The sequence below is a fragment of the Staphylococcus haemolyticus genome, assembly GCF_006094395.1.
Taxonomy (GTDB): domain Bacteria; phylum Bacillota; class Bacilli; order Staphylococcales; family Staphylococcaceae; genus Staphylococcus; species Staphylococcus haemolyticus.
Genome location: NZ_CP035291.1, coordinates 371416 through 397130 on the forward strand (window position 1 = coordinate 371416; position 25715 = coordinate 397130).

At 34.7% G+C, this 25715-nt stretch carries 21 protein-coding genes; 19 read left to right on the plus strand and 2 right to left on the minus strand.

Features of this window, described 5'->3' with window-relative positions; genetic code table 11:
* Positions 1-15: 15 nt before the first annotated feature.
* From EQ029_RS01635 to EQ029_RS01675, 9 genes are all read left to right on the plus strand, one after another.
* Positions 16-627 carry an NAD(P)-binding protein gene (locus EQ029_RS01635; protein ID WP_057504892.1) on the plus strand — a complete coding sequence of 204 codons (612 nt, stop codon included), beginning with the start codon at positions 16-18 and terminating at the stop codon, positions 625-627.
* Positions 628-647: 20 nt separating this feature from the next.
* On the plus strand, positions 648-1517 hold the full coding sequence (locus EQ029_RS01640; protein ID WP_011274744.1) for a sulfite exporter TauE/SafE family protein: 870 nt from the start codon (positions 648-650) through the stop codon (positions 1515-1517).
* Positions 1518-1568: 51 nt separating this feature from the next.
* A complete protein-coding gene (gene sat, locus EQ029_RS01645; RefSeq protein ID WP_057504893.1) occupies positions 1569-2747 on the plus strand; it encodes a sulfate adenylyltransferase in 1179 nt (392 codons plus the stop codon).
* Between the two features lie 16 nt (positions 2748-2763).
* On the plus strand, positions 2764-3363 hold the full coding sequence (gene cysC, locus EQ029_RS01650) for an adenylyl-sulfate kinase (protein ID WP_057504894.1): 600 nt from the start codon (positions 2764-2766) through the stop codon (positions 3361-3363).
* 148 nt (positions 3364-3511) lie between these two features.
* Positions 3512-4882, plus strand: coding sequence for a CitMHS family transporter (locus EQ029_RS01655; RefSeq protein ID WP_057504895.1), 1371 nt, complete (start codon positions 3512-3514; stop codon positions 4880-4882).
* Between the two features lie 519 nt (positions 4883-5401).
* On the plus strand, positions 5402-6181 hold the full coding sequence (locus tag EQ029_RS01660; protein WP_037558324.1) for a CHAP domain-containing protein: 780 nt from the start codon (positions 5402-5404) through the stop codon (positions 6179-6181).
* Positions 6182-6362: 181 nt separating this feature from the next.
* On the plus strand, positions 6363-6629 hold the full coding sequence (locus EQ029_RS01665; protein WP_011274750.1) for a hypothetical protein: 267 nt from the start codon (positions 6363-6365) through the stop codon (positions 6627-6629).
* A gap of 223 nt (positions 6630-6852) precedes the next feature.
* On the plus strand, positions 6853-8145 hold the full coding sequence (locus tag EQ029_RS01670) for an anaerobic C4-dicarboxylate transporter family protein (protein ID WP_016930657.1): 1293 nt from the start codon (positions 6853-6855) through the stop codon (positions 8143-8145).
* 363 nt (positions 8146-8508) lie between these two features.
* On the plus strand, positions 8509-10134 hold the full coding sequence (locus tag EQ029_RS01675; RefSeq protein ID WP_057504896.1) for a BCCT family transporter: 1626 nt from the start codon (positions 8509-8511) through the stop codon (positions 10132-10134).
* Positions 10135-10193: 59 nt separating this feature from the next.
* Here the strand turns inward: EQ029_RS01675 and cudC are convergent, their stop codons facing one another.
* Positions 10194-10748: a choline uptake/conversion transcriptional regulator CudC gene (gene cudC, locus EQ029_RS01680; protein WP_011274753.1), complete on the minus strand. Its 555-nt coding sequence runs from the start codon at positions 10746-10748 to the stop codon at positions 10194-10196.
* 264 nt (positions 10749-11012) lie between these two features.
* Between cudC and betB the strand changes: the two genes are divergently transcribed.
* From betB to mbcS, 9 genes are all read left to right on the plus strand, one after another.
* Positions 11013-12503 (plus strand): betaine-aldehyde dehydrogenase, encoded by a 1491-nt coding sequence (gene betB / locus EQ029_RS01685; protein WP_016930658.1) that lies wholly within the window; start codon positions 11013-11015, stop codon positions 12501-12503.
* Between the two features lie 141 nt (positions 12504-12644).
* Positions 12645-14351 (plus strand): choline dehydrogenase, encoded by a 1707-nt coding sequence (betA, locus tag EQ029_RS01690; protein WP_053016335.1) that lies wholly within the window; start codon positions 12645-12647, stop codon positions 14349-14351.
* Positions 14352-14653: 302 nt separating this feature from the next.
* Positions 14654-16918, plus strand: coding sequence for a transcriptional regulator AryK (aryK, locus tag EQ029_RS01695; RefSeq protein ID WP_053038672.1), 2265 nt, complete (start codon positions 14654-14656; stop codon positions 16916-16918).
* Positions 16919-17064: 146 nt separating this feature from the next.
* Complete coding sequence (locus tag EQ029_RS01700) at positions 17065-18240, plus strand: M20 family metallopeptidase (protein WP_057504897.1); 1176 nt, start codon at positions 17065-17067, stop codon at positions 18238-18240.
* Between the two features lie 12 nt (positions 18241-18252).
* Positions 18253-19635: an MFS transporter gene (locus tag EQ029_RS01705; protein WP_011274758.1), complete on the plus strand. Its 1383-nt coding sequence runs from the start codon at positions 18253-18255 to the stop codon at positions 19633-19635.
* 182 nt (positions 19636-19817) lie between these two features.
* Entirely contained in the window at positions 19818-20999 is a 1182-nt protein-coding gene (locus EQ029_RS01710) for an amidohydrolase (RefSeq protein WP_053021587.1), read from the plus strand.
* A gap of 116 nt (positions 21000-21115) precedes the next feature.
* Complete coding sequence (locus EQ029_RS01715; protein ID WP_011274760.1) at positions 21116-21328, plus strand: sterile alpha motif-like domain-containing protein; 213 nt, start codon at positions 21116-21118, stop codon at positions 21326-21328.
* Between the two features lie 71 nt (positions 21329-21399).
* Entirely contained in the window at positions 21400-21873 is a 474-nt protein-coding gene (locus EQ029_RS01720) for an antibiotic biosynthesis monooxygenase family protein (RefSeq protein WP_053021586.1), read from the plus strand.
* A gap of 166 nt (positions 21874-22039) precedes the next feature.
* Positions 22040-23635 (plus strand): acyl-CoA synthetase MbcS, encoded by a 1596-nt coding sequence (gene mbcS / locus EQ029_RS01725; RefSeq protein ID WP_057504898.1) that lies wholly within the window; start codon positions 22040-22042, stop codon positions 23633-23635.
* A gap of 105 nt (positions 23636-23740) precedes the next feature.
* Here mbcS and EQ029_RS01730 read toward each other — a convergent pair whose 3' ends face one another.
* Positions 23741-24511, minus strand: coding sequence for an SDR family NAD(P)-dependent oxidoreductase (locus tag EQ029_RS01730; protein WP_197708988.1), 771 nt, complete (start codon positions 24509-24511; stop codon positions 23741-23743).
* Between the two features lie 120 nt (positions 24512-24631).
* Between EQ029_RS01730 and EQ029_RS01735 the strand changes: the two genes are divergently transcribed.
* A complete protein-coding gene (locus EQ029_RS01735; protein ID WP_053038671.1) occupies positions 24632-25513 on the plus strand; it encodes a LysR family transcriptional regulator in 882 nt (293 codons plus the stop codon).
* Positions 25514-25715 lie beyond the last annotated feature (202 nt).

Sequence of the window (25715 nt, forward strand, 5' to 3'; positions counted from 1 at the left end):
AAAGGAGGATACAATATGAGCAATATGCCACTTATGATTGATTTACAAAATAAAAAGATTGTCATTGTTGGTGGTGGGAAGGTAGCAACTCGACGAGCAAAGTCATTAGTTGAATACTGTTCTCATGTTCATATTGTTAGTCCTTCAATCACCAAAGAATTACATACTTTATTTCAGCAACAGCGATTGACTTGGGCTGAAAAAATGTTTGAACCACAAGATATTAGTCACGCATTTCTAGTTATTATTGCGACAAATCAACCAGAGGTAAATCAACATGTTAAAGATAGTTTGTCAGAAGGTACATTATTAAATCACGCTGCAGATGCTTCTGCGGGGAATGTGACGTTTCCTAGTATGCTTAGACGTGGCAAATTGACTATTAGTGTATCTACAGATGGTGCAAGTCCTAAACTAGGTCGACAAATTATATCGACATTGCAAGATACCTACGATGAACGTTATGAAAGTTATATCGATTTTTTATATGAAAGTAGACAACTTATTAAAGCATCAACGATAGAGCCATCTAGAAAGCAAGCGTTATTACAACATGTATTATCTGAGGACTATTTGGATGAGGAGAAACAAAAAGAATTCAAGCGATGGCTTCAATCACAAGTTTAATGTCAGGGGGCATGTGATATATGAGAAAATTATTTATATTTGCATTAGCTGGTTTTTTAGCCCAACTTGTTGATGGTTCACTTGGCATGGGATTCGGTGCCTCATCATCATCAATATTATTAACTTATGGGATTGCACCGGCCATTGTATCGGCGACTGTACATTTTTCAGAAATAGCTACGACTGCTGCATCAGGAACATCACATTGGAAATTTGAGAATGTGCATAAGCCCACCATGTTAAAGTTAGCTATTCCAGGTGCTATAAGTGGATTTATTGGTGCAGGTCTACTTACACAAATACATGGAGATTATATTAAGCCATATATCGCATTGTTCTTACTTTCAATGGGTATATATATTTTGTATCAATTTTTATTTAAAAGAAATAGAGAAATTCATACACATGTTGGTAAGTTGAGTGGTTTCAAACTTGTGCCTCAAGGTGCTATCGCCGGATTCTTAGATGCAATTGGTGGAGGTGGCTGGGGACCAGTAAATACACCTTTATTATTGGCTAGTCATAAGATCCAACCACGATATGCAATTGGTACTGTATCGGCGAGTGAGTTTTTTGTAACATTATCAACGTCATTGAGTTTCATCATCTTCTTAGGTATTACTCAGATTAATTGGTGGTTTGTTATTGCGTTAAGTGTCGGCGGTATGATTGCAGCGCCTATCTCTGCATATTTAACAAAGATATTACCAATTAATATTTTAGCCATTTGTGTTGGTGGCTTAATCATCTTCACAAATAGCAATGCATTAATGACTTATTTCGTACACGATGACACAATTTCAAATATTGTAAGATTCGCAATTATTTGTGCGATTGTGATACTTGTTATTATCACTGTGATTCGCAACAAAAAATTGTCTTTTTCTTGAAAATAAAGCCGAGTAAACTAATCTAATTAATTGGAAAAGGAGTTATCAATAATGACAACACATGAACAGATTATTAATTATACGATTAAACCACATGGTGGTACATTAATTAACCGCGTAGTAGAAGGTGAAGAAAGAGATCATCTTTTAGAAGCAGCACAATCATATAAAGTGATTACTTTAAATCCTTGGTCAATTTCTGACTTAGAATTAATCGGTATTGGTGGTTTTAGTCCGTTAACAGGATTTATGGGTGAGGCTGACTACACTAAAGTTGTTGAAGATACACATCTTGAAAATGGATTAGTGTGGAGTATTCCGATTACGCTACCTGTTTCTGAAGAAGAAGCGGATAAATTAGAAATCGGTGATGACATCGCATTATACGGTGAAGATGGCGAATTATACGGCACATTGAAATTAGAAGAAAAGTACACATATGATAAGAAAAAAGAAGCTCAAAATGTGTATGGTACGAGTGACGAGGCGCATCCAGGTGTTAAAAAAGTTTATGACAAAGGGAATGTTTACCTTGCTGGACCGATTCAATTAATTAATCGACCTAAACATGATGAGTTCTCTGATTTCCATTTAGACCCAGCAGAAACACGTCAATTATTCCATGATTTAGGATGGAAGACTGTCGTTGGATTCCAAACAAGAAATCCTGTACATCGTGCGCATGAATATATCCAAAAATCTGCATTAGAAATTGTAGATGGTCTTTTACTTAATCCATTAGTAGGAGAAACGAAATCAGATGATATTCCAGCGGACGTTCGTATGGAAAGTTATCAAGCTATCTTAAAGAACTACTTCCCTAAAGATAGAGCGCGCTTAGTCATTTATCCTGCGGCAATGCGTTATGCTGGTCCACGTGAAGCAATTCTACATGCCACAGTACGTAAAAACTATGGTTGTACGCATTTCATTGTTGGACGTGACCATGCAGGTGTGGGCGATTATTACGGCACGTATGAAGCACAAGAATTAATTTCTCAATTTGAAGATGAACTAGATATTCAAATATTGAAATTTGAACATGCATTTTATTGTGAAAAATGTGGCAACATGGCTACTGCTAAAACATGCCCACACGACGCATCAGAGCATGTACATTTAAGTGGTACTAAAGTAAGAGAAAAATTAAGAAATGGTGAATCACTACCTACAAAATTCTCTAGACCTGAAGTAGCTGAAGTCTTAATCAAAGGGTTAAAACAAAATTAATTCGGAGGGATTTAGCATGAGTCAATCAAGTAATATTACATGGCATGATTCTGAAGTTACTAAGTCAGATAGACAACAACGAAACGGTCATAAAAGTGTAGTGATATGGTTTACAGGATTATCAGGATCTGGAAAATCAACTGTATCAGTAGAACTTGAAAAAGCTTTGTTCCAATTAGGAAAGCATTCTTATCGATTAGACGGCGATAATGTAAGACATGGTTTAAACAAGAATTTAGGCTTTAGTCCAGAAGACCGTAAGGAAAATATTCGACGCATTGGTGAAGTAAGTAAATTACTTGTAGATGCGGGAACAATTGCTATAACAGCATTTATTTCGCCTTACAGAGCTGATCGTGATGAAGTTCGTGAAATTTTAGAAGATGGAGAATTCATTGAAGTTTACACAGAGTGTAGCGTGGAAGCATGTGAACAACGTGATCCTAAAGGTCTTTATAAAAAAGCACGCTCTGGTGAAATTAAGGAATTTACTGGTATAAGTGCGCCATATGAGGCACCACATCAACCAGAAATTACGATTAATACAGAACATCAAAGTGTAGAAGAATCAGTAAGTACTATTATCGAATATTTGAAGAATAAAGAAATTATTTAAAAGTATTCTGCGTGTTGTCAGTCCTTTTATTGATTGATAACACGCTTTTTTTGCATATCGTCTTAAATTAAAGTCAGATTTTTGATAAAATTATGAAAACGTTTTCTATATAAATGGAGAGCGTATTACGATATAAGGGGGAATTCACATGCAAGGGGATAGTATGTGGTTAACAATAATGGGGATAATCATTATCGGCTCAATTGTTGGACTTTTAATTGCAAAAAAGATTAGTCCAGTCGTCGGTATGATTTTAATTCCTAGTATTGGTGCTTTGCTATTAGGATACGGCATTAAAGATTTAGTTAAATTCTTTAATAGTGGTTTAGGATCTGTGATGAGCGTAGTCATCATGTTTATCTTTGCAATTATATTCTTTGGCATTATGACTGACAGTGGCCTGTTCAAACCTATTGTCAAACGACTTATATTAATGACTCGCGGTAATGTAGTCATTGTTTGTATTGTCACAGCATTGATTGGTATGTTTGCACAATTAGATGGTGCAGGTGCTGTCACTTTCTTATTATCAATTCCTGCATTATTGCCACTATATAAAGCTTTAAACATGAACAAATACTTATTAATTCTTTTACTAGCAATTAGTGCCGCGATTATGAATATGGTGCCTTGGGGCGGACCAATGGCGCGTGTTGCTTCTGTATTGAAAGTGAAAAGTGTTAATGAATTATGGTATGGCATCATTCCAGTACAATTGATTGGCTTCGTGTTAGTACTTATCTTCGCAACTTATTTAGGGTTTAGGGAAAAGAAACGAATTAAGAAGGCAATCGATAACGGTGAAGTAGAACCTACATTAAACATTGATATTCATCGACTTGTGAAAAATTACGAACGAGATCAAGACATTAAGTTTCCTGTAAGAGGACGCGCGTTCAAACATGGTTGGGTAATTTGGGCCAATGTACTATTGACGATTATCGTTTTAGTTATGATGTTAGCTAACGTTGCCCCGCCTGAATTTGCTTTTATGATTGGTGTTGCAATTGCATTAGTGATTAACTTCCCAAATGTGGATGAGCAAATGAACCGTCTTAAGGCACATGCACCAAATGCATTAATGATGGCCGCAGTTATTATAGCAGCAGGTATGTTCTTAGGTGTTTTAGAAGAAACAGGTATGTTAAAGTCAATTGCTTTAAATTTCATTAAGATCATTCCTGATGCCGTTGGACCATATTTACATATCATTGTCGGTTTCTTTGGCGTTCCACTTGATTTACTTACAAGTACAGATGCGTATTATTTCGCGTTACTTCCTATAGTAGAACAAACTGCAAGTCAATTTGGTATTAATCCAGTTTCAACAGCATATTCAATGGTAATCGGTAATATTGTAGGAACATTTGTAAGCCCGTTCTCTCCTGCACTATGGTTAGCTATTGGTCTCGCTGAGGCAAACATGGGTACATATATTAAATATGCATTCTTTTGGATCTGGGGATTTGCGATTGTGCTACTGGGCATAGCAGTATTAATAGGTACAGTTACAATCTAAATGACTCGATATAGTACGTTGTTAAAAGATCTAAATTGAATAATTAAACTCATATTCCTTCTTATAAGCATGTCGCTGATGTCTTATAAGGGGGATTCGATTTTTATCATTATTATTATAAAAAATACTTTCAAAATATCCTCGCCAAACTTTGAAAACGCTTCATACTTCCCACTTTACATGAAATAAAACATCTTTAAAATTATCAGATATTTTACAAGTCGAGTATATACACTGTTGATTAATATAGTATAAGCACTGTCATAGAAGTGTTTTTATAATTGTAATATAAGTCTATGTTTATTACATGCAAAGTAAAATTATTATGATTCATTTACAAACCCTTAACATTCCACACAAACCCTTGTGTGTCTGTTAGAGTATGTCTTGTCGTTATTTAACGAGGAAAAAATTTCTTAAAACTATTTTGAATCAAATTGATTTGAAATTTCTAATATGTCAATTGCAGGTAGCCACGAGAAAAAATAAGCTTTAAACATTCTAGGAGGATATTTTATTATGAAAAAGATCGCTACAGCTACAATCGCAACAGCAGGTATTGCAACATTCGGATTAGCACATCAAGATGCAGACGCAGCGGAAATTAATAATGGATATAACCCTAATGACCCATATTCATATAGTTACACTTACACAATTGACCAACAAGGTAATTATCATTATGAATGGCAAGGTAACTGGAGCCCATCTCAAGCTCAACAAGGTGGTCAACAAAACACTGGCAACCAAGCAGTAAACAATACTCAATCAAACAATAACTATAGCTATAATTACAATAACAATCAATCAAACCAAAGCACTCAATCATACACAGCAAACAATAATGCTGGCGGTGGTTTAGGTGCTAGTTATTCAACTTCAGATCGTAACGTTAAAGTCACAACTCAAAACGCACCAACTACACAATCAACTAGTTCAAGTTCTAGTAGCGAAGCATTAGCTGGTAAATCAAGTGGAGGTTCAAACCTTTACACTGCAGGTCAATGTACGTATTATGTATATGACAAAGTAGGCGGTAAAATTGGTAGCACTTGGGGTAATGCAAATAACTGGGCAACTGCAGCAGCTGCAGATGGCTACACAGTTAATAACACACCTAAAGCAGGTGCAGTAATGCAAACATCTCAAGGTGCATACGGTCACGTTGCATACGTTGAAAGTGTAAACGATGATGGTTCAGTTAAAGTTTCAGAAATGAACTATAATGGTGGACCTGGTGTCGTTTCATCACGTACAATCTCAGCTAGCCAAGCTGGTTCATACAACTACATTTCATAATTTGAAATAACTTTTAACCACGATTCCTTATCATGCGGAGTCGTGGTTTTTTCTTTTGAGAAAAGACTGTGACAAGATAGGTCTTCGTGTGATTGAAGCCCAAGCATAAAGGGAAACATAATAAAAAGAAAAAGAATACTTAAAGAATATTATGTTTAATTGTGAAGGAGGGTGAGTAGAGATGACGTTTGATGTAATTAAGTGGATTATATTAGCTCTAATTGCTATTGTAACTATTGCGATTATTTGTGGCCTCATTTGGGGTTCATTATTAGAAGAACGAGCATATGATAAACGCTCTAAAAAAGAAAAACGAAAAGAAACTGAGAAAAATTTAGAAATGGCAAAAGGTCATACTGATGATAAAGGTGTAGATGGTGACTATGAAGAGGCACCAACTAAAGAAGGAACGCTTAAAGATGAGCATATAAATCATCGTGAGAAATAATGATTATAAAACCCTTGGAAGATGCTATATCAAGCATACTTTCAAGGTTTTTTAAATTGAAATTGATGAGAAATAAATTGAATAGTAAGGTTGAATGTTCACATTTTATTTACATTTAATATCTCAATTTTTCTTCAATTCTATACTTTTAGCATCTGCAAGTGATAAACTATGTATGTTAAAAAAATCACAATAATTTTCAGAAAAGTTAGGAGCTTTCATCATGCTACTGTTTGTAGTAGAAATCATCATAATGATACTGGCTATTATATTAGGGCTTCGCACAGCTGGTGCATTAGGGTGTGGTATCTTCGCCATTGTGGCACAACTCATTATGATTTTTGGTTTTCAGTTGCCTCCAGGTTCAGCGCCTGTCACTGCAGTTTTAATCATTTTATCTATTGGTATCGCAGGTGGTACTTTACAAGCTACGGGAGGAATAGACTATTTAGTCTTTCTTGCTTCTAAAATTATCGAGCGTTTCCCGAAATCCATTATTTTTATCGCACCAATGATTGTCTTTCTGTTTGTATTTGGTGTAGGTACCGCAAATATTGCTTTATCTTTAGAACCTATTATTGCTAAGACTGCTGTTAGAGCAAATATCCAACCTAAACGACCACTCACCGCATCTGTTTTGACTGCAAATTTAGCCTTATTATGTAGTCCTGCAGCATCGGCAACAGCTTATATCATATCAGTAATGGCTGGTTATCATATATCAATGGGACAATATTTAAGTATTGTATTACCTACAGCGATTATTACGATGCTAATGTTGAGTGTCTTTTGTACATTTGTTGGTCGTAAGACAACGGTCACTGCAAGTGAAATTGCACATACGCCTGAAGTGCCAGTCAAACAATCATTTACAACGAAAACCAAATTAGGCGTAGTTGGATTTTTATTATGTGTTGCAGGTATATTAACTTTTGGTATTTTTCCAAATTTAATGCCTTCATTTAATGTTGATGGTGAACAAGTTAAAGTAACTATGACGGAAATCGTCCAATTCTTTATGTATTTGAGTGTTGCAATTAATTTATTAATGATGAAGATTAACACGAGTGATATATTGTCATCTAATATTGCGCAATCAGCTATTGGTGCACTCTTTGCAGTACTTGGCCCAGGTTGGTTAGGTGCTACTGTATTTAATGCACCGCAAAATTTAAAAATTATACAAGACGATATTGGACAAACAATTCAATCTATACCTTGGCTAGTCATTGTCTTAGTTGCCATAGTGGCAATGATCGTTATCTCGCAAACTGCAACAGCCTCCATTATGGTGCCGATTGTCATGAGTATGGGTATTCCACCAATGTATTTCATTGCAATGGTCCAAACGCTTAATGTCAATTTCGTCATTCCAGCACAGCCAACATTATTATTTGCAGTTAATCTAGATGAGACCGGACGCACGCGTGCAACAAGTTTTATTATTCCAGGTTTCTTTGCGATTGGTGTATCAATCGTGGTTGGATTCTTAATTAAATTTTTATTGGGATTATAGATTATAAGACCACTAATTTTGGGCAAATGCTCAAAGTTTAGTGGTCTTTTCTTTTGAAAATGAACAGGTATTTTAAAAGAATTCAAATAAATATAAATTCATAATAACAGTATTATTATGCAAAATTAATACAATATAAAATTTGTTAAATACGTTAAGTTTAAATTTAACACTGTTGTTATGGCGATTTTTAAAGCTTTAAAATATGTCTGAAATATATATTTATTCAATAAATAGGAAAGTATAATTTGAATGTAATTTGCATTTTTATTTAATTTTAGATATCGTCAATATGTGAATAAACCGTGACAAGAAAGTGGTTTTTAATTTTTATCGAAACAACAATTTTGAGGAGGAACATAATTGAAACGAGAAAAAATTATGGATTGGCCGACTTTTATAGGGACGGTAATCGTATTACTTGTAGCTGTTACACCGATGATGGTATTCCCTAAAGCCAGTGAAAAAGTAATTACCGATATCAATAGCGCAATTTCCAATTCAATTGGAACTGTGTATTTATTTATGGGATTAATCATTCTATTCTTTGTACTATATATTGCATTCGGTCGTTATGGCAATGTAACACTTGGAAAGGCAACTGATAGACCAGAATTCAATAACTTTAGTTGGGCGTCTATGCTCTTCTGTGCAGGTATTGGATCGGATATTTTATATTGGGGTGTCATTGAGTGGGCATTCTATTATCAAGTACCACCGAATGGTGCAAAAGGGATGTCAGATGAAGCACTTACATATGCAACGCAATATGGGATGTTCCATTGGGGACCAATCGCATGGGCAATCTATGTGTTGCCAGCATTACCCATTGGTTATTTAGTATTCGTTAAGAAACAACCAATTTACAAAATCAGTCAAGCATGTCGTCCAGTTTTAAAGGGACAAACGGATAAATTTTTAGGTAAATTAGTGGATATATTATTTATTTTTGGTTTACTAGGAGGTGCAGCAACATCACTCGCACTTGGCGTGCCAATGATTTCTGCTGGTATAGAGAAACTTACAGGCATCGATGGAGAGAATATGGTTGTGCGTTCAATCATCTTATTAACAATCACAGTGGTGTTCGCAGTCAGTTCTTATTCTGGTTTGAAAAAAGGAATTCAAAAATTAAGTGATGTTAACGTATGGCTATCATTCTTATTATTAGGATTTGTGTTTATTGTTGGGCCTACTGTATTTATTATGGAAACAACGATTACAAGTTTTGGTAATATGCTGAGAGATTTCTTCCATATGGCCACTTGGATGGAACCTTTTGGTGGGATTAAAGGACGTAAAGAAACGAATTTTCCACAAGACTGGACAATATTCTATTGGTCATGGTGGTTAGTATATGCACCGTTTATCGGTCTGTTCATCGCACGTATTTCAAAAGGACGTCGTCTTAAAGAAGTCATTCTAGGTACTATTATTTATGGTACATTAGGCTGTCTATTGTTCTTTGGTATATTTGGTAACTATGCTGTGTATTTACAAATTACTGGTGAATTTAATGTTATTAACTTTTTAAATTCACACGGTACTGAAGCAACGATTATTCAAGTAATGCATCAATTACCATTTTCATCATTAATTGTTGTATTGTTCTTGATTTCTGCATTCTTATTCTTAGCAACAACATTTGATTCAGGTTCATATATTTTAGCTGCTGCATCTCAGAAAAAAGTTATTGGAGAGCCATTAAAGGCTAACCGTTTATTCTGGGCATTTGCGTTGTGTCTATTACCATTCTCTCTTATGTTAGTTGGTGGTGAACGTGCGCTAGAAGTATTAAAAACAGCATCCATACTGGCGAGTGTACCGTTGATTGTCATATTTATTTTTATGATGATATCGTTTATTATTACGCTTAATAGAGATCGGATTAAACTGGAGACAAGAGCGGATAAACATAAAGAAATTGAGAGACGTTCAATACGTATTGTGCAAGTTAAAGAAAAATCAGATGATGATGATAACTTATAAATAAAAAAGAGCTAGCAGATTCTTCAAAGTTTTACACTTTAGAAAATCTGCTAGCTTTTTTAAATATCTTCTTTTTCTGGAATTGGGTAATGTTCGAATATCTGTCCACTTTCAATGGCATTACTTAAGTTTTCTAACCATTTACAATATTGCTTAGTGTGATCTAATTGAGCTTGGATTTTATCGACTTCTGCTTTAGCATGATCGTCTAAGTCAGCATTTTTTAATGTTTCGTCTAACAGTAATTGTGCCTTTTCGACCGCTTCTAAATTAGTATCAACTTCACGTTCCCACTTTTGTGTAAAGAAATTTCGGAAAAAATGGAAGAAGTTTTTTTCGGCGATAAAATGTTGTTTTCTGCTACCACGCGTAAATTGTTGTTTTACGATGTCGAATTCTTGTAATTTCTTGACGCCAGCACTCATGCTAGGTTTGCTCATTTGTAAATGCTCACGCATCTCATCAAGCGTCATGCTTCCTTCGAAGACCATTGTGCCGTATAAATTACCAACGCTACGATTCGTACCGTACAAATCCATCGTTTCACCGATTGAGTTAATTACAAGGTCTTTTGCTTCTTCAATTTTTTGATCATAATTCGTTGAACGTGCCATAGTGCACCTCCATTGTTACTTAGTAATTTTTCAAAAGAGAAATAAACGTTGATGTTCATTTTTCGATTCTAAATCATTATAAAGTGTTTGATGAAAAGTTTCAAAATCGCATATTCATTATTAGCACTTTTGATACTAAAATTTCAAGTTTATGTAAAAAAAATGTGCAGATATGTGTCGTTTGCAAGACTGTGGAAAGTGTGATAATCTAGTTTTGTAAAATTCGTTAAATAAAAATTTAACAAACTTAACGGAGGTAGTTTGATGGAACTTGTAGAGAAATTGTCTAATCGTCAATATATCGATGGTGAATGGGTAGAAAGTTCAAATAAAAATACAAGAGATATTATTAATCCTTATAACCAAGAAGTTATCTTTACGGTTGCAGAAGGTACTGCTGAAGATGCAGAAAGAGCAATACTTGCAGCACGTCGCGCATTTGAAGATGCCGAGTGGTCACTAGAAACAAGTGAAGTCAGAGGTAAAAAAGTAAGAGCAATTGCGGATAAAATAACAGAAAACCGTGATGAATTAGCCAAATTAGAAACTTTAGATACTGGTAAAACGTTAGAAGAATCATATGCGGATATGGATGATATAGCTAATGTATTTACTTATTTTGCAGGTTTAGCAGATAAAGATGGTGGTGAAATGATAAATTCACCAATTCCTAACACTGAGAGTAAAGTAGTTAAAGAACCTGTAGGTGTAGTTACTCAAATCACACCTTGGAACTATCCATTACTTCAAGCCTCATGGAAGATCGCACCAGCATTAGCAACCGGATGTTCACTCGTTATGAAACCAAGTGAAATTACGCCATTAACTACCATTCGTGTATTCGAATTAATGGAGGAAGTTGGCTTCCCTAAAGGCGTTATCAACTTAGTATTAAGTAGCGGTGAAGAAATTGGAGATACGTTATCAGGTCATGAAGAAGTAGACTTAGTTTCATTCACAGGCGGAATTGAAACAGGTAAACATATCATGAAGAATGCCGCCAATCATGTAACTAACATCGCTTTAGAACTTGGTGGTAAGAACCCTAATATTATTTTTGATGATGCTGACTTTGAAGTTGCAGTAGATCAAGCGTTAAATGGTGGTTACTTCCACGCAGGTCAAGTATGTTCAGCAGGTTCACGTATATTAGTACACAACGATATTAAAGCTGACTTTGAAAAGGCATTAATCGATCGTGTAGGCAAAATTAAACTTGGTAATGGTTTCGATGATGATACAGAAATGGGGCCAGTGATTTCTACAGAACATCGCAATAAGATTGAAGGTTACATGGAAATTGCAAAAGAAGAAGGCGCTACAATCGCGATCGGCGGTAAACGTCCAGAACGAGAAGATTTACAAGCTGGTTTGTTCTTTGAACCAACAGTGATTACAGATTGTGATACTTCAATGCGTATCGTTCAAGAAGAAGTCTTTGGACCAGTTGTGACAATTGAAGGATTTGATAGTGAAGAAGAAGCAATTAAATTAGCTAATGATTCTATTTATGGTTTAGCTGGTGCAGTATTCACTAAAGATATCGGTAAAGCACAACGTGTAGCTAATAAATTAAAGCTTGGTACAGTTTGGATTAATGATTTCCATCCATACTTTGCACAGGCACCTTGGGGTGGCTATAAACAATCAGGTATTGGACGTGAACTAGGTAAAGAAGGCTTGGAAGAGTACTTAACTAGTAAACACATCTTAACTAACACAAACCCAGAACCAGTCAACTTCTTTAGTAAATAACAAGTCCATGCTAGAGCTTTAGAGTCGTTATATTAATTAACTATGCGACTCTATTTATTTGAGTTATAAAGTTGTATGTATCAAACTTAAAACATGAAATAAAAAGACATAATAATCAATTTAAGGGAGGACGAATTTATAATGAGTAAAAAGAATTCATATGATTACGTCATTATTGGCGGCGGTAGTGCAGGATCAGTATTAGGAAATCGTTTAACAGAAGATAAAGATAAAGAGGTATTAGTGTTAGAGGCAGGACGTAGTGACTATCCTTGGGATTTATTCATTCAAATGCCAGCAGCATTAATGTTCCCATCAGGTAATCGTTTTTACGATTGGATTTATCAAACGGAAGAAGAACCGCATATGGGACGTAAAGTAGACCATGCACGTGGTAAAGTGCTTGGTGGCTCTAGTTCAATTAACGGTATGATTTACCAAAGAGGGAATCCAATGGACTATGAAGGATGGGCTGAACCAGAAGGTATGGAATCATGGGACTTCGCACATTGTTTACCATACTTTAAACGTTTAGAGAAAACATACGGTGCTACACCATTTGATCAATTCAGAGGACATCACGGTCCAATTAAATTAAAACGTGGACCTGCAACAAATCCATTGTTCAAATCATTCTTTGATGCCGGTGTAGAAGCGGGTTATCATAAAACAAAAGATGTGAACGGATATAGACAAGAAGGGTTTGGACCGTTTGATAGCCAAGTGCATAATGGTCGTCGTGTTTCAGCATCAAGAGCTTACTTACACCCAGCAATGAAACGTAAAAACTTAACAGTTAAGACTCGTGCATTTGTCACTAAAATTCATTTTGATGGTAACAAAGCAACAGGGGTAACATTTAAACGTAATGGTAGATATCATACTGTTGACGCCGGTGAAGTTATCTTATCTGGTGGAGCGTTCAACACGCCACAATTATTACAATTATCAGGTATTGGTGACGCAGAATTCTTGAAATCTAAAGGTATAGAACCACGAATGCATTTACCAGGTGTTGGTGAAAACTTCGAGGACCACTTAGAAGTATATATTCAACACGAATGTAAAGAGCCTGTGTCACTGCAACCTAGCTTAGATGTTAAACGTATGCCATGGATTGGTTTACAATGGATATTCGCGCGTAAAGGTGCAGCAGCATCAAATCACTTTGAAGGCGGTGCCTTCGTAAGATCAAATAATCAAGTTGCATACCCTAACTTAATGTTCCACTTCTTACCAATTGCTGTAAGATATGATGGACAAAAAGCACCAGTAGCACATGGTTACCAAGTTCACGTAGGTCCTATGTATTCTAATTCACGTGGTAGCTTAAAAATTAAATCAAAAGACCCGTTTGAAAAACCAAGTATTGTCTTTAATTACCTTTCAACTAAAGAAGACGAACAAGAGTGGGTAGAAGCTATTCGAGTAGCTAGAAATATATTAGCGCAAAAAGCAATGGATCCATTTAATGGAGGTGAAATTTCACCAGGACCATCAGTACAAACAGACGAAGAAATCTTGGATTGGGTACGTAGAGATGGTGAAACAGCATTGCATCCATCTTGTAGTGCTAAAATGGGACCTGCCTCAGATCCAATGTCTGTTGTAGACCCATTAACAATGAAAGTTCACGGTATGGAAAATTTACGTGTTGTTGACGCTTCGGCTATGCCTCGTACAACAAACGGTAATATTCATGCACCAGTATTAATGCTTGCTGAAAAAGCAGCAGATATCATCCGTGGTAAGAAACCATTAGAACCACAATATGTAGATTATTATAAACATGGCGTAAGCGATGAAAACGCAGGTGCAATGGAATTTGATCCATATTACCAACACTAATTATAAAACACTATATTAATACTTTAGAACCAGTAAAATTAATAAATCAATGCTACTTTACAAATTTACAGTAGCTGACTGAATTGAGAAGGCGTTTAAATCAAGCTTTTCTTAGTTCTAGTTATCCCTGCGGGGGGAGTGGGACAATGAATTCAAAATGAATTCTGACTCACTCCCCCCTTACTATTTAACTTTTGATTTGAAACATTCAGTACAATATCACGTTATTAAACCCTTCTTAGTCATCAAAGTTTGATATTATAGATTGAAAGAAGTGATTGAGAAGGGCGGGTAAATACCTCTTGAATACTAATTATGAAATCACGTTCGACACTAAAAAGGAAGATATAGCTTCTGATTATTTATCGCTAAATTTAATTTTAAAAGGTAACGTCACATGTCAGAGTGAAAATCAAAATAAGCACTATCATGTTGGAGATTTAATATTAATCAATAGCTATCAAAACTTTTTGATTTTAGAAGATTCAGATGTAAGTTATATGTCGCTCCGACTGTCTAATAATTATTTTTCTCATTACATTGAAGATAAGAATATTTATTTTCATTTTGAAGAAGTATCTAAAAAAATACATGATGATATCAAAACATTGTTAGCTAAAATAGGGATTACTTATTTAAGAAAAGGGAAGTTTCATCAATTACACATGGATCAAATGATGATTCAATTAATTGAAATGTTGGTGAAATTTATTCCCTATCAATCTAGACAAGAGTTGATTCATGAACATAATAAAGATGATGTATTTGCTAGTCTCGCTTCAGAATTTATTAATCAACATTTTATGGAACGTATTGGTTTGGATGATTTGTCAGACTATATTAATTTGTCTAGTTCGTACACTTCTAGATTATTCACGAAAAAATTAGGAACGTCGTTTAATAGTTATCTTAATAAAGTGAGAACAAGAAATGCTGAACATGATTTGAAATATAGTGATATTTCAATTACTGACATAGCAATGAAGAATGGTTTTTCTAATTCAACGTCATTAGCGAAACATTTTAAATTATGGTATCACATGACACCGGGTGATTATCGTAAGGAATTTCAAGTTAAAGACTTGAATCAGTTGAAAATGAAACCTCTAAATAAGCAAAGTATTAAGAGATATATTCAATATTTGTCGTCATATGTGAATAATCAAATGGATGTCGTCATTCATTCGGCAGAACCCCAAAAAGAAATCGATATTCAATTAGAAGACAGGCTTGGATATTTAAATAAATACAATCATATCGTTCAAATTGGAAGTATCGTCAATATGCGCGTGCATCGTTATAGAGAGCAAATATTGGAAGTGAAAGATAGAGTTGGTTTAGATACTGTATTGGTACAAGATTTAGTAAATGATACTTCTTGGAGAGAACATGTCGTTGCATCTGATGAAATTATTCCGCATAGCCACCAATATATGACCTTAGATGAGTGTTTGTTATTTTTAATGAACCATCAAATACATTTGAGTATTCGTTTGAGACCGCCACATAGTGCAACAGCATTTCAAGCGTATTGTGATACATGGGTACAGATTCTTAAACATTTTATAAATATGACAACACATAGCAGTAGAATGCAACTTTCAGTAATTATAGACGCTATAGATCTGAAACAGTACATTCAATTATATGAAGTATTTAATCGTTATATATCTAACGTGAAATTTATTGTAAATTATCAAGATTTCAGTAATCAAAAAAATAACTTGAAGTTACTTTTTAAAGATCATTCTGAAAAAGTTAATATGTTAGCGTTTGAAGCTAATCAGAATGACGTAGTCAATTTAGAAGTTTCTGAAGATATACAGTATCAGTATGCTAAAAATCATATCAATGAGACAGTAGAAGCGTTAGTCGAATGGCTACCGAAAAAGCAGAAAGATATGCCACTAATGTTACTCAACTGGAATACCTTAACTGGTAATTCAAATCTTACTAATGGCGAATATTTTAGAGCGGGTATTATATTTAAACAATTATTAGATATTAATGAAAAAGTTTGTACGGTGGGGTATTGGCTGAATTATGAATTACATCAAAAATATGGTGTCATGAATGAACATCAATTAATGGGAATTGACTTATATCATCAATTTGATGGTAAACGCCCTGCATTCTTTACAAGTAATTTCTTTAGAATGTTGCAAAATAATGTAAGATTTAGAAATGAAGAATGTATGGTTGTTGGCGACGATACACATCTTCAAATTGTTGTATGGGATGCGGATCATTACAATCCTTATTACACGATTTCAGAGCAGCCGAATGTAATGGAAAAGAGAAATTTTAAAATAGAAATTAATCAACTTCAAAGTGGGCTATATAAAATTAAACACTACACGTTAGATAAAGAGAACGGTGCTTTATATCGGGTATGGCAACAACACAATACAACATATGGTATGGATCAGGAAACGATTGATTATGTTAATCGTATTTCATATCCTAAATTGGATATTGCAGAAGTGGAGGTAGAAGAAACACTTACCTATCATTTAAAAGTAATGACGAATTCCATTCATATTATAGAAGTGAATAAGTATGTATAAATTGGATAATGACAAAAATTAATCATTAATTTTTGTCATTATCCTTTTTCAATTCAAAAATAAATAAATTTAGTGCTAAATAGGACAACGATTGAATATTAAATTTAGAGATAAACGATACAATAATAAGTGAGGAGAGATGAATTATGATTAAACAATTAATTAACACTTTACAAGAAAAAGAAGAACGTATGATTGAAATAAGAAGATATTTACATCAACATCCTGAGTTATCATTCAAAGAACAGGAAACGCCAAAATATATCGCTGATTTCTACAAAGATAAAGATTGCGAAGTAGAGACTAATGTAGGACCTAATGGCGTCAAAGTGACGATAGATAGTGGTAAACCTGGTAAAACAATTGCGATTAGAGCAGACTTTGACGCTTTACCAATTCAAGAAGCTACGGGCTTACCTTTTGCTTCAAAAAATGAAGGTGTCATGCATGCTTGCGGTCATGATGCACACACAGCTTATATGTTAATTTTAGGTGAAACATTAATAGAAATGAAAGATCAATTTAAAGGTAAAGTTATTATTATTCATCAACCAGCAGAAGAAATGCCTCCAGGTGGTGCGCAAGGCATGATTAAAGATGGCGTGCTTGATGGTGTAGACCATGTGTTAGGTGCACATGTAATGAGCACAATGGAAGCAGGAAAAGTTTTCTATAGAGAAGGCTTTGTACAAACTGGACGTGCTTACTTTAAATTAAAAGTACAAGGTTCTGGTGGTCATGGATCTTCACCACATATGGCAAACGATGCGATCGTTGCAGGTGCTCAATTTGTTACGGAAGTACAAACGATTGTATCAAGACGTTTAAGTCCATTTGAAACAGGCGTTATTACAATCGGTTCATTTGATGGTAAAGGTCAATTTAATGTTATTAAAGATGCGGTAGAACTCGAAGGTGATGTAAGAGCGTTAACTGATGACACACGTGACACAATTGAAAAAGAATTGAAACGCTTAGTAGAAGGTCTTGAATCAACGTTTGGCGTTACATGTGAGTTCGAATTTAAAAAAGATTATCCAGCATTATATAATGACCCTGAATTTACACAATATGTTGCACAAACAATTAAAGAAGCGGATGCAGATGATATACAAGGTATTGAAGTTTGTGAACCCCAACCACCTTCAGAGGATTTCGCTTTCTATGCAGCGACATTACCAAGTACATTTATTTATTCAGGCGCAGCACCAAAAGATGGTATGATTTATCCACATCACCATCCAAAATTCACAATTGATGAATCATCAATGTTAGTAGCTGCAGAAGCAGTAGGGACAGTCGTTTTAGACTACTTAAGTTAAGGAGAGAGCATTATGGAAATGAAACAACAACAATTCACTGGAAATAATAAGCTTTTATTAGGTATAGTACTCGGCGTAATTACATTTTGGTTGTTTGCGCAATCTTTACTCAATTTAGTGCCAACAATTCAACATTCATTTTCAAGTAGTATTGGTACAACGAGTATTGCGATTAGTATTACGGCTTTATTTAGTGGTATGTTTGTCGTTGGTGCAGGTAGCTTCGCCGATAAATTAGGTCGCGTAAAAATGACGTACATTGGTTTAATATTGAGTATTATTGGGTCATTATTGATCATTGTAACACCATTTACGCCAATGTTAATTCTTGGTCGTATTATTCAAGGGTTATCAGCAGCAGCAATTATGCCATCTACATTAGCGATTATTAAAACGTATTATCAAGGTTCAGATCGACAACGTGCGTTGAGCTTCTGGTCAATTGGGTCTTGGGGTGGCTCAGGATTTGCTTCTCTATTTGGAGGTATGATTGATACAGCAATTGGTTGGCGCTGGATTTATATTATCTCTATTATTGTTGCGATTTTAGCTATTCTATTAATTAAAGGTACTCCTGAAACTAAAGCGAATCAAACAACAAATACTAAATTTGACTTTGTAGGACTTACGTTGTTTGTCATCATGATGCTAAGTATTAATGTAGTGATCACTCAAAGTGCTAAATTAGGTTTATTCTCACCAACAATTCTAGCTTTAATTGCAGTGTTTATTATTTCAACAATCATCTTTATTCGTGTTGAAATGAAAATGCACTACCCATTAATAGACTTTAAATTATTTAATAATAAAGCCTATACGAGTGCAACAGTTTCTAATTTCATGTTGAATGGAGTTGCCGGTACGCTAATCGTTGCTAATACATTTGTTCAACAAGGGTTAGGTTTCTCAACATTTCAAACTGGACTACTTTCAATTACGTATTTAATTACAGTATTATTGATGATTCGTGTCGGTGAAAAGGTTCTCCAAAAAGTTGGCGCAAGAAAGCCGATGTTACTGGGTACTGCATTGAATATGGTAGGTATTCTATTAATATCATTTACATTCCTATCTTCACAAATGTATGTTGTCGTATGTGTCATTGGTTACTTATTATACGGACTAGGATTAGGTTTCTATGCGACACCATCTACAGATACGGCCATTTCAAATTCTCCTGAAGATAAAGTAGGTGTGGCATCTGGTATTTATAAAATGGCATCTTCACTTGGTGGTGCCTTTGGTATTGCCCTTTCAGGTACGCTATATGGTATCGGGGCAGCGATGGTTAATATTAACTTTGGTGCAATGTTAGGATTATGGTTGAACATTTTAATGGCAATCATTTCATTTACGGTTATACTTATCGGTGTTCCTAAACAACAATCTAAATAATTAACGATAACCATTTAACAGAAGTATATGCAAGCATTTATCAATGTTCACATATGCTTCTTTTTTTCGGGAAAAGAAGACTATAAATGAATGTAACATTGAATCATGTTTGGAACGTATGAAACCGTGACGCAACATTGTTAAACGAGAAAAGCATATAATGAGGAAAAGGAGTGGATATAATGATGAAAGATCTAGTAAAACGTCTACAAGAGAAAGAAGAAAAGATGATTGAAATTCGTAGACACTTACATGAACATCCAGAATTATCATTCCAAGAATCAGAAACACCTAAATATATTACTGATTTCTATAAAGACAAAGATTGTGAAGTTAAAACGAATGTCGGTGAAAATGGTGTGAAAGTGACTATCGATAGCGGCAATCCTGGAAAAACAATTGCGATTAGAGCAGACTTTGATGCTTTACCAATCCAAGAAGATACTGGATTGTCATTTGCGTCTAAAAATGATGGTGTGATGCATGCATGTGGTCATGATGCGCATACCGCGTATATGTTAATATTAGCTGAAACGTTAATTGAAATGAAAGATCAATTTAACGGTAAAGTGATCGTTATTCATCAACCAGCAGAAGAAATGCCTCCAGGTGGTGCCAAAGGTATGATTGAAGATGGTGTGCTAGATGGTGTCGATCATGTGCTAGGTACACATGTAATGACAAATATGGAACCGGGTAAAGTGTTCTACCGTCCTGAAAATGTTCAAACAGGTCGTTCATACTTTAAGTTAACGATACAAGGTGAAGGTGGTCATGGTTCATCACCTCATACAGCAAATGATGCGATTGTCGCTGGTGCTAACTTTGTTACTACTGCACAAACAATCGTTTCACGTCGTCTTAACCCGTTTGAAACAGGTGTTGTAACAATTGGCTCATTTGATGGTAAAGGTCAATTTAATGTCATCAAAGATAAAATCGAGCTTGAAGGTGATGTGCGTGCATTAACCGATGCTACACGTGATAAAATTGCTGACGAATTACAACAAATAGTCAAAGGTCTTGAAGCAACATTTGGTGTTAAATGTGACTTTGAGTTTAGTAAAGACTATCCAGCACTATATAATGACCCTGATTTTACAAATTATGTTGCAGAAACTATAAAAAAAGCTGATTTAGATGACGTAAAAGGGGTAGAAGAATGTGAAGCACAACCGCCATCAGAAGATTTCGCATTTTTTGCTAAAACATTGCCAAGCACATTTATTTATTCAGGTGCTGCGCCTCAAGATGGAAAAGCGTATCCTCATCATCACCCTAAATTTAAAATTGATGAGAAAAGTATGTTAGTCGCAGCAGAAGCTGTGGGTGCAGTTGTGTTAGATTACTTAAATTCAAAATAAAAAATTGTTATCTCAATTTAGCCAACAAAACTTCAGAAATTGTTGGCTTTCCAGTACTAGTGTAAAGCTATGTATCATGATAATATTAGCGTATATCTAAACACTGGGGTGAGATAATGAGTTTTTACGAATTTATGCAAGGATTTATTGGTGACCAAACCCCTTTAGGCGAACTTGCACATTGGATTAGCCAAGATCAGCATTTCCCAAAGTATGAACGAATTTCTGATAACATACTTAGTTATTTTACGAAAATTACAACATTGGACCACGAATTTTTAGAAGTCGTAAAGCGTTCTATCTCGCTTTATGAACAAAGCCAATTATAAGGACAGAACGAATATAGATATACAAATTTAATAGTAGCTCAGTGCTAGTTTAGAAATGAAGGATAAGAATCATGATTTTAAAAGATAGTTACAAAACTTATGTAGTAGAAGAAAAAGGCGATAACACGATTTCAATAAAGAAAAATAATGATGAACATCAATATGATGTGTTAGAAGTGATTGATGATTTATCAAATGATTCTTTTTGTGTGTTAAATCATTTATTTGTTAATGAAGGTATGGAAGATGCATTCGAGAAGAAATTCTTAGAACGTCCTAAATACTTACAAAATGTTCCAGGATTTAAAGCTTTAAGATTTTTGCGTCCACAAGTAGCAGGACGACACTATATTATTTTAACTTTATGGGAAGAACGTCAGGCATTTTATGATTGGCAGAATTCTAATGAATATAGTCAAACCCATAAACATAGAGGCACTGAAGGTGGTGTTGATCGCAACATTGTTAATCGTGATTTATCTTATAATGTGCGTATTGAGCTATCTGGTTTAGAGTCAAAATTAGATTTAAGTCATATTTTCTAGTACAGATATAAAGATTAAGCCAATGTCATTGTTATCGACATATGTGCTTAATCTTTTTCAATTTCAAATCAAATTGTAAAAACGTTTACATAAATGATTTTGATTTCATCAGACTAAAGCGTTTGATAAGATAATAAATAAGGTCGAACTGAAAGGGAGTATAGTAATGGATAATTCAAGTTTATTAGCACCAGAGACTTACAATATTGTTTCAGAAATTGAGAAACATGCTTCTAATACATCGAAGAAAGCCCTGATTTATGAAAATGGGGTAGACGAACCAATTACAGTGACATATTCAGAATTAATTAAAAATGCCAATAAAGTGGGATATGTCTTATTAAATCACGGACTTAAAAAAGGTGATAAAGTATTAATCATGATGCCGAGAGCAATTATGACATATGAACTTTATCTTGCTGCATTAAAACTGGGTATTGCGATTATTCCTAGTTCAGAAATGCTAAGAACTAAAGATTTACAATATCGAATTACACATGGTGAGATTAAAGCAGTAATTGCTAAATCTGATTTTATTGAAGAGTTCAAAGGCGTTAAAGAGTATGACGCATTAACGAAATTTATCATTGACGGACACGAAACGGACTGGATTAATATTGAAGATGAAAAAGCGTCTCAAAGTGATGCGTTAGATATTGAAAAAACTTCAAGAGACGATTTAGCCATCTTATCATATACATCTGGAACGACAGGAAATCCTAAGGCTGTTACACATTCTCATGGTTGGGGATTTGCACACATGAAAATGGCGCCAGAACATTGGTTATGTATTAAAGAAGACGACTTAGTGTGGGCGACAGCTGCACCAGGTTGGCAAAAATGGGTATGGAGTCCTTTCTTATCAATTATGGGTTCAGGCGCAACAGCATTTGTTTATAATGGTAAATTCAACCCTTCTCGTTATCTTGAATTATTACAAGGCTTTGAAATCAATGTCTTATGTTGTACACCAACAGAATATCGTATGATGGCGAAATTAGACAATTTACAAGAATATAACTTAGAACACCTTCACAGTGCTGTATCAGCAGGCGAGCCATTAAACCGTGAAGTTGTAGAACAATTCCGCAATAACTTTAATTTAACGGTGCGTGATGGTTATGGACAAACAGAGAGTACTTTATTAATCGGGTTCTTAAAAGACACTAAATCACGACCAGGTTCAATGGGTAAAGAAATCCCAGGTAGCCGTGTTACGATCGTTGATGATGAAGGACAACCGGTTGAAACAAATGTTAAAGGAAATATAGCTTTACCACTTGATTTCCCTGGTTTGTTTAAAGGTTATTATAAAGATGAAGAACGTACGAAAGCAGCTCAAGCGGGTGACTATTACATTACTGGAGACTTAGCGCATATAGATGAAGATGGCTATTTCTGGTTTGAAGGTCGACGAGATGATATTATCATCAGTTCAGGCTATACGATTGGACCGTTTGAAGTTGAAGATGCCTTAACAAATCACCCGGCCGTTAAAGAATGTGCTGTTGTAGCAAGTCCTCATGAAATTCGAGGCAACATTGTTAAAGCATTCGTTATTTTACAAGATAATTATCAGGGTAATGATGACCTTGTTAAAGAATTACAAACTTTCGCGAAGAATGAAGTAGCACCATATAAATACCCACGTGCAATTGAATTTGTAGACTCATTACCTAAAACAAATTCAGGTAAAATCCGTCGTGTTGAATTACGCGATGCTGAACGTGAGAAATATAATAAAGAAAATGGATTTAAATAATATCGATTTCAATGTATAAAAGACACCTCGTTAAATGCTTTGGTCATCTAACGAGGTGTTATTTTTGTGTTTGATTGAGTATTCGATACCAATTGATGAAGCATATTATCTGGCAGTGTATCCACCGTCTACAGTTAATGCTGCACCTGTAATAAATCGAGCTTCATCACTTGCTAAGAATAATACTGCATTGGCAACATCTACAGGTTCACCTAAATAGCCAATTGGATGGCGTTCAGACATTTTAGCAGTATAGGCTTCTAAACCACCTTCTGTTTCTGCACCGAGTTTTTTCACTAAAGGTGTTAATATTGTACCTGGATGAACAGAGTTAACACGAATGTGATCTTTACCAAAGCTGATGGCATCTTGTCGTGTCATATTTGTAACAGCACCTTTAGCAGCTGCGTATGGTGTGAGTTCATCTGTACCCACTAAACCTAAGATAGATGAGAAGTTAACGATTGAACCGCCACCATTTTCACGTAAGAGTGGTACAGCATGTTTAGTACAGAAGAATACGCCTTTTACATCGACTGCAAAAACCTGATCCCATTCTTCTTCAGTGAGTTGGTCTGTCGTTTTGTCAGCGCCAGTTATACCCGCACAATTAATGAGTATGTCTAATTTACCAATATCATGCTTGATATTCGAAAATGTATCTTCAACGCTAGCTTCTTTAGAAACATCTAAGACATAACCGTATACCTTTTGATTAGTTTCTTTAGAAAGTGTGTCAACCGCTTGATTGACTACATCTTCTTTAAGGTCTGAAATGATAACTGTTGCACCCTCTTCAACAAAACGCTTAGCAGTTTCGAAGCCCATTCCACCACCTGAACCAGTAATTAAAGCTACTTTGTTTTCTAGCCTCATAATAATCCCCTTTTCAAAAATAGTCTCATCACAATTTAATGGTATCATCGCCAATATATAATGTATAATGCATAATAATTATATTTTTATAACTTAAAGTTATGATTTGAGGTGTAGTGTTTGGAGATTACAAAGCTCAAATATTTTAAAGTGGTAGCTAATATGAATAATATTTCAGAGGCGGCAAAGCGACTGAATATTTCTCAACCAGCACTAAGTAAGGCGATTGCATCAATTGAAGATGAGTTGGGTGTGGCATTATTTGACCGGAAAGGCAGACATATCTACTTAAACCGATATGGTGAATTAATGCTGAATTATATCGATAGTGCATTTAGGGAATTAAATGAAGGAGAACGTATAATCAAAGAATTAACAGGTATCGAAAGTGGTCAAGTTACTTTTGCAGTAACATTTCCACATGTTATGCCATTACTCATTCAAAATTATGTGTCACGACATCCCAATATTAAAATTAAGCAATATCAAGCAATATCTGAACGGGCAACTCATTTGATTTTAAATAACGAAGTAGATTTTGCTATATCATCTTCTAAAATTGAACATCGCGATATAAGTTGGGAACCTATCATACAAGATGATATTTATTTAACTGTTAGTAAAGAACATCCTCTCTCTCAATGTACTTCTCTTGAATTAACACAAATTAAAGATGAACGATTGATAGGTCAAATTGAAGGTTATGGTTTTCGAGATACGATAGATTACATTTTAAAACAAGAAGGGATTGTTCCTAATTATCAAGTAGAGGTTGAGGATTCGAGCGCTATTTTAAAACTAGTAGCTATGAATATAGGCATCTCATTCACACCCAAACAAGCCTTAAGAAATTTGGATAAGCAAATTGTAGCAATACCTATTAACAATGAACATTGTTATCGGGAGATTGGTTTAGCTTATAAAAAATCTCATTACTTTACAGAAGTAGCATCGTCATTTAAGACTTTTGTGACTGATTATTTTCAAAATCATATCAATTAAACTGAATAAATATGAAAATAGTATGACACAATTAAAGCGTGCATAATAGACATTCAATTACTATTGTAAGTCCATTTTGTGCTCTAATTGTGTCTTTTTTATAAATCTTGAAACTAAATGTGATGTTTTTAATTGTATTTATCTTGGTTATATGACATACTCTATATTAATTAGTATGATATAATAATTAATTGAGGTGACA